The sequence below is a fragment of the Micrococcus sp. CS26 genome, assembly GCF_055522295.1.
On sequence record NZ_JBVFVY010000032.1, the window covers coordinates 1 to 12,699 of the forward strand.

Genomic DNA, 12,699 nt, shown 5'->3' on the forward strand with positions numbered 1-12,699 from the left:
CGGGGCTCACCTCGCCCGAGGGCGGCGCCCGGGGCTCGGCCGGCCTCACGGCGGGGACCGTCGGGCTCTCGGCCGCCGAGCAGGCCCGCTCGGCCGGCCGCTGGTCCCTGCTGCCCGCCGCCGAGCAGGACCCCACGATCCGCGCCCACGCGACCGCCGAGCTGCTGCTGGACCGGTACGGCGTGATCACGCGCGGCTCCGTGGTGGCCGAGGAGGTCCCCGGCGGATTCGCGGGGCAGTACCGGCTGCTCACCCGGATGGAGGACGCGGGCCAGGTGCGCCGCGGCCACTTCGTCGACGGGCTGGGCGGCGCGCAGTTCTCCACCGGCGCCGTCGTGGACCGGCTGCGCGGGTTCCAGCGGGACGAGGAGGACGCCGCCGTCGACACCGCCCCGCTCGCGCTCGCCCTGGCCGCGACGGATCCGGCGAATCCCTACGGCGCCGCGCTGGACTGGCCGTCCGTGCCGGCCGGGCCGGACGGCGTCGTGCCCACGGGCCATCGCCCGGGCCGGAAGGCGGGCGCCGTCGTCGTGCTGATCGCGGGGCGGCTGGCGCTCTACATGGAGCGCGGCGGGCGCACGCTGCTCGCGTTCACGGAGGATCCGGGCGAGCTGCGGGCCGCGGCGGAGGCGCTCGTGTGGGCGCTGCGCACCGGCCGCACCGAGCGGTTGAGCCTGGAGAAGGTCAACGGCGGGCCCGTGCTCGGCACGCCGCTGGCCGAGGCGCTGCTGGCCGCGGGGTTCTACTCGAGCCCATCGGGCATTCGGTTCCGGAACTGAGAACCCACGCCCGTCCGCCCGTCCGCAACGCGGGTTGAGTTGTCACGGGTCCCGCCGTCGGACACCCGCGACAACTCAACCCGCGTTGCCCGGGGTGGCCCTGTCGCGGAGGCGGGGCCCGGGGGTAGGTTCGGCCCATGAGCATCGACGCCGCCCCGCCCGAGGACGTGGGCACCGCCCCCACGGGCACGTCCCCCGCCCCCGAGGCCCTGGAGGACTCCCTGCCGCACCCCTCGGACCCTTCCGTCACCCCGTTCCTCCTGTTCGAGGGTGACGCCGGTGCGGCCATGGACGCCTACCTCACCGCGTTCGTGGAGCACCTGCCGGTCACCGAGGTCCGCCGCGACCTCTTCGACGAATCCTCCCCGCGCGGCGCCGCTTGGGCGGGCAAGGTCCTGCACGGCGAGCTCGAGATCGCCGGCCAGCGGCTGCGCTTCTTCGACTCCTTCACCCCGCACGGGTTCACGTTCACCCCGGCCATCAGCCTGTTCGTCGAGCTGCCGGACGCCACCGCGGTGGACGCCATCCACGACGCGCTCCTCGCCGGCGGCGGCCGTGACTGCATGCCGCCCGACGACGACGGCTTCTCCCGCCGCTTCGCATGGGTCGGGGACCGCTTCGGCGTGACCTGGCAGCTCAACGCGGCCTGAGCCGGTGACGGCCCGTGCCTGAAGGCGACTCCCTCGTCCGCGTCGCGCACCGGCTCCGCCCCGTGCTCGAGGGCCGGGTCCTGACGCACGCGGATCTGCGCGTGCCCCGCCACGCCACCGCGGACCTGACCGGCTGGACGGTGGCCGAGGTCCTGCCGCGCGCCAAGTACCTGCTGATGCGGCTGACCCCGCCCACGGCCCGCCCCGGGGCCCGTCCGCTCACCCTGATCTCGCACCTGAAGATGGAGGGCCGCTGGCTCGTCTCGGCCATCGACGCCCGGTGGGGCGCCCCCGCCTGGCAGGTGCGGGCGGTGCTGGAGACGGCGGAGCACCGCGTGCTCGGCGCCCAGCTGGGCCTGCTCACCCTCGTGCCCACCGCCGACGAGGCCGCCGTCCTCGGCCACCTCGGCCCCGACCTGCTGGACCCGGCCTGGGACACGCCCGACGACGGCGCCGCGCTGCTCGCCGAGGGCGTGCGGCGGCTCACGGCCCGGCCCGAGCGGCCGGTCGGCCTGGCCCTGCTCGACCAGCGGCTCGTCTCCGGGATCGGCAACATCTACCGCTGCGAGACCCTCCTGCTGGCCGGTATCGACCCGCACCGGCCGATCGGCGAGGTCGAGGACGTCGCCGGACTCGTGCTGCTCGCCCGGGACCTGCTGCGCGCCAACGTCCCGCCCGCCGCCCCCGCCGCGGGCGCCCGGCGCCGGACCACGGGCGTGCGTCCGAACCCGGCGCGACCCTTCGGGGTCGAGGTGCTGGTCCCGGCCGGTCCGTCACCCGACACGGCACCCGGCCGGACGCCCGGCGCGCGTGGCGGGGGGACGCCGTCGTACTGGGTCTACGGGCACGACCGCACCCCGTGCCTGCGCTGCCGCGGCCCCGTCCGCCAGGAGGACTACGGCTCCCCCGAGGACGATGCGCGGCGGCTGTGGTGGTGCCCGCACTGCCAGCGCTGAGCCGGACGCGCCCCAACGGTGGCCGCGTGTCGTCCCCGTTCCCTACGCTGAACCCGCCCCCGACCCGAGGAGAAGTCATGGCCGACCCGTTCCCGAAGGACCCGGAGGGCGCCGTCGTCGCGCTCGTGCTGGCCGGCGGCACCGGCGGCCGCCTCATGCCGCTCACCGCGGCCCGCGCCAAGCCGATGGTGCCGCTGGCGGGCCAGTACCGGCTGATCGACGTCGTCCTGTCCAACCTGGCCCACTCGCGCCTGCGGGACGTGTGGGTCGTGGAGCAGTACCGCCCCTTCACGCTCAACCAGCACCTGGCCGGCGGCCGGCCGTGGGATCTCGACGGCACCCGCCACGGCCTGCGGCTCCTGCCCCCCGCGCAGGGCCGCGCCGAGGAGGGCTTCGCCCGCGGCAACGGCCACGCGATCGCCCAGCAGCTGCCGCTGCTGGAGCAGTTCGGCGCCGAGACCGTCGTCGTGCTCTCCGCCGATCACCTGTACCAGCTGGACCTGCGCCCCGTGCTGGCCGAGCACACCCGCTCCGGCGCCGAGCTCACCGTGGTCACCACCGAGACGGACGAGGACCCCTCGCGCTTCGGCGTCGTCCAGGTGGACGACGACGGCGCCGTGACCGACTACGCCTACAAGCCGGAGGACCCGGCGGGCACGCTCGTGGCCACCGAGGTGTTCGTGTTCGACGTCGCCGCGCTCTCCGAGGTGGTCGGCGACCTCGTGGCGGGCGAGGACGAGGCGGCCACCAAGGACGAGGGCGAGACCGATGAGGACGGCGACCCCGTGGGCTCCTCCCTCGGCGACTACGGGGAGAGCATCATCCCGGCGTTCGTGGCGCGGGGGCGCGTGCGGGAGCACCGCCTCGTCGGGTACTGGCGGGACATCGGCACCCTGGACGCGTACGTCCGCGCCCACCGGGAGATCCTCGACGGCACCGGCCTGGACGTCGCTGCCGAAGGCTGGCCGCTGCTGACCAATCCGCACGCCGCTCCGCCGGCCTGGGTCGCCCCCGAGGCGACCGTCACCGGCTCCCTGCTCAGCCCCGGCTGCCGGATCGCGGGCGAGGTGACCGACTCGGTCGTGGGCCCCAGCGTGGTGGTCGAGGCCGGCGCCGTGGTGCGCGGGAGCATCCTGCTGGGCGAGTGCACGGTGCCCTCGGGCGCGGTGCTGGACACGGTGATCGCCGACGTCGGCGCCGCCATCCCGGCCGAGGGCGCCACGGGGCGCGCGGAGCCGGCCGACGAGGTCGTGGTCCTCGAGCCGGGCGAGCGCGGGCCCGCCTCCTCGGACGAGACCACCGGTTCGGGCGCCCCCGTCAGGGACTGATCGGCCGCGCCCTCCGGACCGGCCCGCCGGCCCGGTCTGCGGCGAGCACGGCCAGCTCCAGCATCAGGCGTCCCCGCGGGTCCTGCAGGCTGCACCCCGTCAGCTCCACCAGGCGCTTGGTGCGGTAGATGACGGTGTTGCGGTGGCAGATCAGGTCCTCCGCGGCGAGGGTCGCGGAGCCCGAGCGGCGCAGCAGCGCCCGCAGGGTCTCCATCAGAGTGGCGCGCTGGTCCGCGGGCAGCGCCCGGAGCGGTCCCAGCACCTCCTCCACCAGCAGCGCGGCGACCTCCGGGCTGGACTCCAGCAGCACCTCCGGCAGCCGATGGGAGGCCCAGGCGAGCCGCCGCTCGCCCGGCGGGAGCGTGTGCGCCGCCCGCGTCGCCAGCCGGAACGCCGCCGCCGTCTCGGGGATCCCCTGCCGGGCCCAGGCCACTCCCACCTGGCCCTCGACCAGCGGGCCCAGCGCCTCCGTGAGCCATTCCTCGTCCGTCGAGGGAGGCTCGACGACACCGTAGAGCGCCCCCTCGCGCACAGCCCAGCGGGACGTCGCCCCGAGTCGCCCCATGCGGTCCTCGGGGTGATGGAGCACGTCGCTCCCCGGGTCCTCGGCGAGGGCGACGACGCAGGCGAGGGGGGCGGTCGCCCGGACGCCCAGGATCTCCTCGGCCTGCTCCGCGTAGACGGGGTCCGCGCCCTTCCCCTCCAGCAGCCCGGCCAGGCAGTCCTCCTGACGGCGCAGGTCGCGCAGGGTGAGGCGCGCGGTCTCCCGCCGGTAGGCGGCGCTGAGGACCTCGCCCGTGACGCTCAGGTCCTCCCACAGCCGGCGCCCCGCCTCGAGGAGCTCCTCGGTCGTGATGTCGAGCCTGCCCTCGCGGACCCGCCGTCCCAGCTCCTCCCAGAGCAGCCGGTTGCCCGAGGTGTAGGTGGAGATCACGGTCTCCAGGGGCACCCCCTGGCGGGCGCGCTCGACGCCGGTGGCCCGCCACGTGTCGACCAGGCGCCCTCCCGCGCCCTCCCCGGAGGGCACGCCGGCCAGGCCCCGCAGGCCCCGACGAACGTGCTCCCGCGTGCTACGACGCAGCCTGGCCCGCAGCTCCGGCGTGGACCACGCCCCGCCCTGGTCGCCGCCCAGCGTGGCGGCGGCGATCTCGTCGGCGATCCGGTCGGCGTCCTCCAGCAGCGCCGACCAGGCCTCCCGCAGACGGCGCTCCGCGTCCCCGGACTCCTCGGGGACCCCTGCCTCCTGCACCATGCCGTCCTCCTCGCCGCCCCCGCCGGCGGCGTCCGGCCGGGCGGGACTCGTGTCCTGGCTGCACAACCGACTCTGTGCTCCGTGCCCATAGTGCCACTGTGGCGCCGGTCATACGGTGGGCGGAGACCTCGTCCGCACCCGGACCCATCCCACCCGAGCCCCCCAGAGGAGCCGACATGAGCGAGACCCGCTCGGGCGTCCTGCCCGACCACGACATCTACCTCCTCGACGACGAGCTGACGGAGGAGCAGCGCGAGGTGCGCGACCGCGTCCGCGCGTTCGTCGACGCCGAGCTCATGCCCGTCATCAACGACTACTGGGAGCGCGCCGAGTTCCCGTTCGAGCTCGTGCCCAAGCTGGCGGAGCTGAACGTGGCGGGCACCGTCATCGAGGGGTACGGCTGCCCCGGCATGAGCCGCATGGCCGGAGCCCTGGTGTCGATGGAGCTGGCCCGCGGGGACGGATCCTTCAACACCTTCTTCGGGGTGCACTCCGGGCTGGCGATGGGCTCGATCAACGCTTTCGGCTCGGACGAGCAGAAGGAGCGCTGGCTGCCCCGGATGGCCCGGATGGAGATGATCGGCGCCTTCGCGCTCACCGAGCCCGACCACGGGTCCGACTCGGTGGCCCTCGAGACCACCGCCCGCCGAGAGGGCGACACCTGGGTGCTCGACGGCGCGAAGCGCTGGATCGGCAACGCCTCCTACGCCCACGTCATCGTCATCTACGCCCGCGACGTGGCCGACGGCCAGGTGAAGGCGTTCGTGCTGGAGCGGGAGCCGGACACGGAGTTCCCCGCCGGCTTCGAGCCGACCGTGATCACCGGCAAGATCGGCAAGCGCGCGATCCTCCAGCCGGACATCGTGATCTCCGGCCTGCGCATCCCCGAGGCGGACCGGCTCCCCGGTTGCTCCTCCTTCAAGGACGTCAACCGCGTCCTGAGCACGACCCGCGGCGGCGTGGCCGTCGAGACGCTCGGCCACGCCGTCGCCGCGTACGAGGCCGCCGTCGCCTACGCCGGGCAGCGCGTCCAGTTCGGCAAGCCGATCGCCGGCCACCAGCTGGTCCAGGGGCAGCTGGCCACCATGCTGGCCGACGTCACCAACATCAAGCTCACGTGCTTCCGCCTCCTGGAGCTGCAGGACCAGGGTCGCCTGACCGGCCCGATGGCCTCGCTCGCGAAGATGTCGGCCGCGCGCCAGGCCCGCCGGGTGACCTCCATGGCCCGGGACATCCTGGGAGGGAACGGGCTGCTGCTGGAGAACCACGTCGCCCGCCATCTGACGGACATGGAGGTCGTCTACACTTACGAGGGCACCGACTCCATGCAGTCGCTGATCGTCGGCCGCGCCATCACCGGCGTGTCGGCCTTCGCCTGAGACCTCCCCGCCCTCTCCCCGCCCCCCTTCCCGAAGGAGCACCACCATGCCTGAAGCCGTCATCGTCTCCGCCGTCCGCTCCCCCATCGGCCGCGCCCGCAAGGGGTCCCTCCGCGACCTGCGCGCCGACGACATGGCCGCCCAGATGGTCACCGCCGCCCTGGACCGGGTCCCCGAGCTGGACCGCGCCGAGGTCGAGGACCTCATCCTGGGCTGCGGCGCCCCCGGCGGGGAGCAGGGCGGCAACCTCGGCCGCGTGGTCGCGGTCTTGGCCGGCCTGCCCTCCGTGCCCGGCACCACCATCACCCGCTTCTGCTCATCCAGCCTGCAGTCCACCCGCATGGCGTTCCACGCCATCCGCGCCGGGGAGGGGGACGTGTTCGTCTCCGCCGGCGTCGAGTCGGCCAGCCGGCTGGACCGCGGCGCCTCCGACGAGGACACCCGCAACCCGGCGTTCCGCTCCGCGTGGGAGCGCTCGGCCCGCCGGGCCGAGGGCGACGCCCCCGTGTGGACGGACCCCGCCGAGGAGGGCGAGCTGCCGGACGTCTACATCGCCATGGGCCAGACGGCTGAGAACGTGGCGCAGCTGCGTGGCGTCTCCCGCCAGGCCCAGGACGAGTACGCCGTGCGCTCCCAGCAGCTCACGGAGAAGTCCCAGGCCTCCGGCTTCTGGGACCGGGAGATCTCCCCGCTCGTCCTGCCCGACGGCATCCGGGTCACCCGGGACGACAGCCCGCGCGCGGGCACCACGCTCGAGGCCGTTTCCCAGCTGAACCCCGTCTTCCGGCCCGACGGCACCGTCACCGCCGGCAACGCCTGCCCCCTCAACGACGGCGCCGCGGCGCTCGTCGTCATGAGCGACACTCGCGCCGCCGAGCTGGGGCTGACCCCGCTCGCCCGGATCGTGTCCACGGGCCTCTCCGCCCTCTCTCCCGAGATCATGGGCCTGGGCCCCGTGGAGGCGTCCCGGCAGGCGCTGGCGCGGGCCGGGATGAGCATCGACGACGTCGACCTCGTGGAGATCAACGAGGCGTTCGCGGCGCAGGTGCTCCCCTCCGCCGAGGACCTGGGGATCCCCCTGGACAAGCTCAACGTCAACGGCGGGGCAATCGCGCTGGGCCATCCCTGGGGTATGACCGGAGCCCGGATCACCGCCACCCTGCTGAACTCGCTGCGCGAGCACGACAAGCACATCGGCCTCGAGACCATGTGCGTCGGCGGCGGCCAGGGCATGGCGATGGTCATCGAGCGCCTGTCCTGAGTCCTTCCCGCCCCGTCCGCACCCGCACCCGCACCGACCCTCCCGGAGGAACCCCATGACCGAGCCCCGCATCGCCGTCGTCACCGGAGCCGCGCGCGGCATCGGCGCCGCCCTGGCCCGACGCATGGCGGAGGACGGCTTCGCCGTCGCCGCCGTCGACCTCTCGGCCGAGGCGTGCGCCGACGTCGTCGGGCAGATCGAGGAGGCCGGCGGGACGGCCCGCGCCTTCGCCGCCGACGTCGCCCGGGAGGAGTCGGTCGCCCAGGTGATGGACGCCGTCGTCGCCGAGCTGGGTGCGCCCGCCGTGCTGATCAACAACGCGGGCGTGCTCCGGGACAACCTGCTGTTCAAGATGAGCGCCCAGGACTGGGACACGGTGATGGACGTGCACCTGCGCGGGCACTTCCTCATGACCCGCGCCGCCCAGCGCCATATGACGGAGCAGGGGTGGGGGCGGATCGTGAACATCTCCTCCACGTCCGCGCTGGGCAACCGGGGGCAGGCGAACTACGCCGCGGCCAAGGCCGGGATCCAGGGCTTCACCAAGTCCGTCGCTATCGAGCTGGGCCGCTTCGGGATCACGGTGAACGCCATCGCGCCGGGCCTGATCGAGACGGACATGACCCGGGCCACCGCCGAGCGGATCGGCGTCCCCTACGAGACGTACGTGGCCAAGGCGGCGGAGCAGATCCCCGTCGCCCGCACCGGCACCCCCGAGGACATCGCCGCCGCGGCCTCCTTCTTCGCCCGCCAGGAGGCCTCCTTCATCTCGGGCCAGGTCCTCTACGTGGCCGGCGGACCCAAGGCCTGAGCCCCCCACGAGGAGAACGCCATGCAGACCTTCGACGGACTGGACGAGTTCGAGCGGGCCGTGGGCACCCACCTGGGCCACAGCCGCTGGCGCACCGTCACCCAGGAGCAGGTGGACCTGTTCGCGGACACGACCGACGACCACCAGTGGATCCACGTGGACCCCGAGCGGGCGGCCCGGGGACCCTTCGGCTCGACGGTCGCCCACGGCTTCCTCACCCTCGCGCTGCTGCCCTCGATGGTGCGGGAGATCTACCGGGTGGAGGGGATGGCCATGGTCGTCAACTACGGATCGGACCGGGTCCGCTTCCCCCATCCGACCCCCGTCGGCGCGCGCATCCGCGCCGGCGCCGAGCTCACCCGCCTGGACCGCGGCCCCCAGGGGGCGCTGGCCATGGTGACCACCACCGTGGAGATCGAGGGAGTGGCGAAGCCGGCCTGCGTGTCGGACTCGCTCTTCCTCCTCCGCCCGGGAAAGGACGCGTCATGACGTTCAACATCTCCGTGCTCCTGCGCGAGAGCGCCGCCGAGCACCCGGACCGCCCCTGCGTGATCCTGGGCGACCGTGCCTGGATCTACGCGGAGGTGGACGCCGCCGCCGACCTGGTGGCCGCGAACCTCAGCGGGCTGGGCCTGGCCCCGGGCACCTCGGTGGCGGTGCAGCTCCCGGACATCCCGCAGTTCCTGTTCGCCTACTTCGGCCTCGTCCGTGCCGGCTTCGTCATGGTCCCCCTCAACCCCCTGCTGACGCCGCGCGAGATCGCCCATCACCTGTCCGACTCGGACACGGCCGTGCTCATCACCGTGGATACGGCGGCCGAGGCGGCGGTCAAGGGCGCGGCCCAGGCGGGCGGGTCCGACGGCGGTCCGACGGTGTACGTGGTCTCCACGGGCGCCGGGGAGCGGCCCGCGGGGACCCGGGACTTCGCGGAGCTGCTGGCCCCCGGCCCCTCGGTGGACATGGCCCCCACCCAGGCCGACGACACCGCGGTGATCATCTACACGAGCGGCACGACCGGCCCCCCCCAAAGGCGCCGAGCTCACCCACTTCGGCATCTACATGAACACGACGGTCTCCGGCGCGCGCATCCCGATCCGGCCCGACGACGTGGTCCTGGCCGTGCTGCCCTTCTTCCACGTGTACGGGCTCACGAGCGTGCTGAACATCTGCGTCCGCCACGCCTGCACCATGGTCCTGCTCCCCCGCTTCGACGCCGCCGCCGCGCTCGACCTGGTGGAGCGCCACGGGATCACCCGCATCTCCGCCGTGCCGACCATGCTGATCGGCATGGTGGAGGACCCCGACACCGGGCGGGACCTCTCGTCCGTGAGCCAGGTGGTCTCCGGAGGCTCGGCCCTGCCCCAGGAGGTGCTGCGGCGCTTCGAGGCGAAGTTCCCGCGGGCGACCATCCTGGAGGGGTACGGCCTCTCCGAGTCGACCAGCTCGGTGGCGGTGAACGTCTCCCGGGAGGAGCGCCGCGTCATGTCCATCGGCAAGCCGCTGTGGGGCACCGAGTGCCGCGTGGTGGACGCGGAGGGACACCTGCTCGGCCCCGGGGAGGACCAGGTGGGGGAGCTGCTCTTCCGCGGCCCCACCATCATGAAGGGCTACTACCGCAACCCCGAGGCCACGGCGGCCACCCTCGTGGACGGGTGGCTGCGCACCGGGGACATGGGGTACCGGGACGAGGACGGGTTCATCTACGTGGTGGACCGCAAGAAGGAGCTCATCCTCCGCGGCGGGTACAACGTGTACCCCCGCGAGGTGGAGGAGGTCATCGCCACGCACCCGGCGGTCTCCGAGGTGGCCGTGGTGGGGCGTCCGCACCCCTCCCTCGGCAGCGAGGTGGTGGCGGTCGTGAGCACCCGGCCGGGCATGAGCGTGACCCCGGCGGGGGTCATCGAGCACGCCAAGGTCTCCCTGGCGGCGTACAAGTACCCGCGCGAGGTGGTCGTGGTGGACAGCCTCCCCAAGACCGCCACCGGCAAGATCCGCAAGCGGGACCTGGCGACCACGCTGGCCGAGCCGGCCTCCCCCGAGTCGCACTCCGCGACGCCGTAGCCGCCCGCGACGACGGCCGCGCTTCCCTGTCCTCCCCTCCTGGGAGAATCGGGAACGTGGCCGTCCCCTCCCCCCTTCCCCTGCGTAACGGCGTCAACGCGACCCGCCTGCGCCTGCCCGCCTCCGGACCCTGGGCGTCCGTCCAGGAGTACGTCCTGGACCGCTTCGGCCACGTGGACCCGGACGGCATCCGGCGGCGCTTCGCCTCCGGGCAGGTCGTGGCCGCGGACGGCGCCCCCATCCCGGCGGACACGCCGCTCGGCGTGCACGACGACCTCTGGTACTACCGGGACGTCCCCGACGAGGCCCCGCTGCCCGTGACGCACACGCTCCTGCACCGCGACGAGCACCTCGTGGTCATCCACAAGCCGCACTTCCTGCCCACCACCCCGGGCGGCCGCTTCGTCCAGGAGACCGCGCTGGTGCGGCTGCGCAACGAGCTCGGCCTCGATGACCTCGTGCCCCTGCACCGGCTCGACCGGGCGACGGCCGGCGTCGTGATGTTCTCCGCGAACCCGGCCACCCGCGGCGCCTACCACCTGCTCTTCGAGCGGCGTGCCGTGGCCAAGACCTACGAGGCCGTGGCGCTCCTGCCGGACGCCCCCGACGACGGCGCCCGCCGCCCCGGCGCCCCGGCCGACCCCGTCCTGGGGCGATTCCCGCTGACCGTGCGCAGCCGGATCCGCAAGGACAAGGGGATCCTGCGCTCCGTGGTGGAGGAGATCCCGCCGGCCGCCTCGGGACGCCGGGCGGGCGCGCCGGTGCGGACCCGGCGGTCGAACCGGCCCCACGCCGGGGCGAACGCGGAGTCCCGGGTGGAGCTGCTGGGCGTCGGCGTCTCCGCCGGGACGCTGGCGGGGCGGCGCGTGGCGCACCTGCGGCTCACCCCGCGCACGGGCCGCACCCACCAGCTGCGCATCCACCTGGCCGCCCTGGGCCTGGGCATCGCGTTCGACCCGTTCTACCCGGACCTGCTCGACCTCGCCCCGGACGACGTCACGCGTCCCCTGCAGCTGCTCTCCCGGTCGCTGCGCTTCACGGACCCGGTGACGGGCGAGGAGCGGGAGTTCACCTCCCCCGCTGAGCTGCAGGAGCGACCGCGGTGACGGGCGGGGACCCGGCCGCCCTGATGGACGCGCTCGGAGTGTGGTTCCACCCGCTCACCGCGCTGCTCGTGGCCCTGGACGCCCCGATCCCACCCGTCCCGTCGGAGGTGGTGGTCATCGGCTCGGGGGCGCTCGCGGCCGAGGGCCGGGTCTCCCCCGTGGCCGCGGTGCTGGCGGCGTGGCTGGGCTGCTGGGCCGGGGACGTCGGCCTCTACGCGCTGTTCCGCCACGGCCTCGCCGACCGCCTGGACCGCTGGGCGTGGTGGCGTCGGATCCACCGGGGGATCCGGAGCCTGCTGGTGCGGGTGGGCCCGGCGGGCAGCCTGGCGGGGCTGTCCGTGCTGCGGTTCGTCTCGGGCGGGCGGACGGCGTCGATGGCGGCGGCCGGGATCGGCGGGATCCGCTGGCCCGTGTTCCTGTGGCTGTCCGGGGCGGGCTCGCTTGCGTGGTCCGGGTCCATGGTGGGGCTCGGCTGGATCACCGGCCGGGCCACCGGCCTGCCGTGGTGGGCGTCCGCGGTGGTCGGCATGGTGTTCGGTACCCTTGCAGGGTTGATGATCGCGGGGATCATGGCCCACCGTCGCCGGGGCCGGAAGGGGTGAGCATGCAGGACGCGTCCTCCGAGTCCCGCGCCGCCCTCGAGCGCCTCCGGGGCGCCTCGGCGCCCCGTCCCGACGACGACGCGACGCGTGCCCCCGCCGCGCGCCCCCGCCGCGCCCTGGCCGCGCCCGGGGAGATCTCCCGCCGCGATCTGCGCCGTCACGAGCGCGCCCTGCGCTCGGGCCGACCCGAGACCGCCGCCGAGCGCCGCGTGCGCGAGGACCGCCGCGCGGACGTGCACCGCGCCATGGACCGCCTGCGCACTCCGGGCGCTCCCGCCGAACAGCGCCCACGCCGGGACCTCAGCGAGATCCTGGACCGCCTCGGCAGCCCGGACCTCGCCCGTTTCGCCGATCCGCTCGTCGGCACGGTCGAGCGCATCCTCCCCGCCCCGGGGCGGGACCCGGAGAAGGCCGCGGAGGCCGCACGTCGCCGCGCTGCAGCCGAGGAGCGCCGGCGGGCGCGCCTGCGAGCCGGCCGGGAGCGCGCCGCCGAGGTCGCCCGTCGCCGCGCCGC

The 12,699-nt window shown here is 74.7% G+C and carries 12 protein-coding genes and 3 pseudogenes; 14 read left to right on the top strand and 1 reads right to left on the bottom strand.

Annotated elements, in window-relative coordinates; all coding sequences use genetic code 11:
• The 4 genes from ACZ1IK_RS10465 to ACZ1IK_RS10480 all read left to right on the top strand — a co-directional run.
• A partial coding sequence (locus ACZ1IK_RS10465) for an Lhr family helicase (RefSeq protein WP_465098499.1) occupies positions 1-779 on the top strand: 779 nt, incomplete at its 5' end.
• Between the two features lie 137 nt (positions 780-916).
• Positions 917-1,429: a VOC family protein gene (locus tag ACZ1IK_RS10470; protein ID WP_069941965.1), complete on the top strand. Its 513-nt coding sequence runs from the start codon at positions 917-919 to the stop codon at positions 1,427-1,429.
• A gap of 14 nt (positions 1,430-1,443) precedes the next feature.
• Positions 1,444-2,385, top strand: coding sequence for a DNA-formamidopyrimidine glycosylase family protein (locus tag ACZ1IK_RS10475; protein WP_044659050.1), 942 nt, complete (start codon positions 1,444-1,446; stop codon positions 2,383-2,385).
• A 77-nt stretch (positions 2,386-2,462) separates the two neighbouring features.
• Positions 2,463-3,713 (top strand): glucose-1-phosphate adenylyltransferase family protein, encoded by a 1,251-nt coding sequence (locus ACZ1IK_RS10480; RefSeq protein WP_044659051.1) that lies wholly within the window; start codon positions 2,463-2,465, stop codon positions 3,711-3,713.
• Here ACZ1IK_RS10480 and ACZ1IK_RS10485 read toward each other — a convergent pair.
• Positions 3,703-4,965 (bottom strand): PucR family transcriptional regulator, encoded by a 1,263-nt coding sequence (locus ACZ1IK_RS10485; RefSeq protein ID WP_020627988.1) that lies wholly within the window; start codon positions 4,963-4,965, stop codon positions 3,703-3,705. The two genes, ACZ1IK_RS10480 and ACZ1IK_RS10485, sit on opposite strands and share 11 nt — an antisense overlap.
• Before the next feature lie 176 nt (positions 4,966-5,141).
• On the opposite strand from ACZ1IK_RS10485, the gene ACZ1IK_RS10490 reads away from it, so the two are divergent.
• From ACZ1IK_RS10490 to ACZ1IK_RS10535, 10 genes and pseudogenes are all read left to right on the top strand, one after another.
• Positions 5,142-6,344: an acyl-CoA dehydrogenase family protein gene (locus tag ACZ1IK_RS10490; protein WP_036316076.1), complete on the top strand. Its 1,203-nt coding sequence runs from the start codon at positions 5,142-5,144 to the stop codon at positions 6,342-6,344.
• A 46-nt stretch (positions 6,345-6,390) separates the two neighbouring features.
• The gene (locus ACZ1IK_RS10495; protein WP_020625412.1) at positions 6,391-7,605 is read left to right on the top strand and encodes an acetyl-CoA C-acetyltransferase; all 1,215 of its coding nucleotides are present in this window, start codon (positions 6,391-6,393) and stop codon (positions 7,603-7,605) included.
• A gap of 55 nt (positions 7,606-7,660) precedes the next feature.
• A complete protein-coding gene (fabG, locus tag ACZ1IK_RS10500) occupies positions 7,661-8,416 on the top strand; it encodes a 3-oxoacyl-ACP reductase FabG (protein WP_020625413.1) in 756 nt (251 codons plus the stop codon).
• A 21-nt stretch (positions 8,417-8,437) separates the two neighbouring features.
• On the top strand, positions 8,438-8,905 hold the full coding sequence (locus ACZ1IK_RS10505; protein ID WP_020625414.1) for a MaoC family dehydratase: 468 nt from the start codon (positions 8,438-8,440) through the stop codon (positions 8,903-8,905).
• Positions 8,902-9,378 (top strand): annotated as a pseudogene (locus ACZ1IK_RS10510) (AMP-binding protein); the annotation flags it as partial. The gene ACZ1IK_RS10505 and the pseudogene ACZ1IK_RS10510, both read left to right, overlap by 4 nt.
• 73 nt (positions 9,379-9,451) lie before the next feature.
• Positions 9,452-10,018: pseudogene (locus ACZ1IK_RS10515) on the top strand (AMP-binding protein); the annotation flags it as partial.
• A 69-nt stretch (positions 10,019-10,087) separates the two neighbouring features.
• Positions 10,088-10,477, top strand: coding sequence for an AMP-binding enzyme (locus ACZ1IK_RS10520; protein ID WP_228070618.1), 390 nt, complete (start codon positions 10,088-10,090; stop codon positions 10,475-10,477).
• 56 nt (positions 10,478-10,533) lie between these two features.
• Positions 10,534-11,583: a pseudouridine synthase gene (locus ACZ1IK_RS10525; RefSeq protein WP_044659053.1), complete on the top strand. Its 1,050-nt coding sequence runs from the start codon at positions 10,534-10,536 to the stop codon at positions 11,581-11,583.
• Entirely contained in the window at positions 11,580-12,185 is a 606-nt protein-coding gene (locus ACZ1IK_RS10530) for a DedA family protein (protein ID WP_044659054.1), read from the top strand. Before ACZ1IK_RS10525 ends, ACZ1IK_RS10530 begins: the two co-directional genes overlap by 4 nt.
• A gap of 2 nt (positions 12,186-12,187) precedes the next feature.
• Positions 12,188-12,699: pseudogene (locus ACZ1IK_RS10535) on the top strand (hypothetical protein); the annotation flags it as partial.

What these genes read in the sequence shown, in the direction of transcription:
- fabG (WP_020625413.1), top strand. Translation starts at nt 7,661, where the DNA reads ATGACCGAGCCCCGCATCGCCGTCGTCACCGGAGCCGCGCGCGGCATC.
- ACZ1IK_RS10485 (WP_020627988.1), bottom strand. Translation starts at nt 4,965, where the DNA reads ATGGTGCAGGAGGCAGGGGTCCCCGAGGAGTCCGGGGACGCGGAGCGC.
- ACZ1IK_RS10520 (WP_228070618.1), top strand. Translation starts at nt 10,088, where the DNA reads ATGGGGTACCGGGACGAGGACGGGTTCATCTACGTGGTGGACCGCAAG.
- ACZ1IK_RS10505 (WP_020625414.1), top strand. Translation starts at nt 8,438, where the DNA reads ATGCAGACCTTCGACGGACTGGACGAGTTCGAGCGGGCCGTGGGCACC.
- ACZ1IK_RS10495 (WP_020625412.1), top strand. Translation starts at nt 6,391, where the DNA reads ATGCCTGAAGCCGTCATCGTCTCCGCCGTCCGCTCCCCCATCGGCCGC.
- ACZ1IK_RS10470 (WP_069941965.1), top strand. Translation starts at nt 917, where the DNA reads ATGAGCATCGACGCCGCCCCGCCCGAGGACGTGGGCACCGCCCCCACG.
- ACZ1IK_RS10490 (WP_036316076.1), top strand. Translation starts at nt 5,142, where the DNA reads ATGAGCGAGACCCGCTCGGGCGTCCTGCCCGACCACGACATCTACCTC.
- ACZ1IK_RS10480 (WP_044659051.1), top strand. Translation starts at nt 2,463, where the DNA reads ATGGCCGACCCGTTCCCGAAGGACCCGGAGGGCGCCGTCGTCGCGCTC.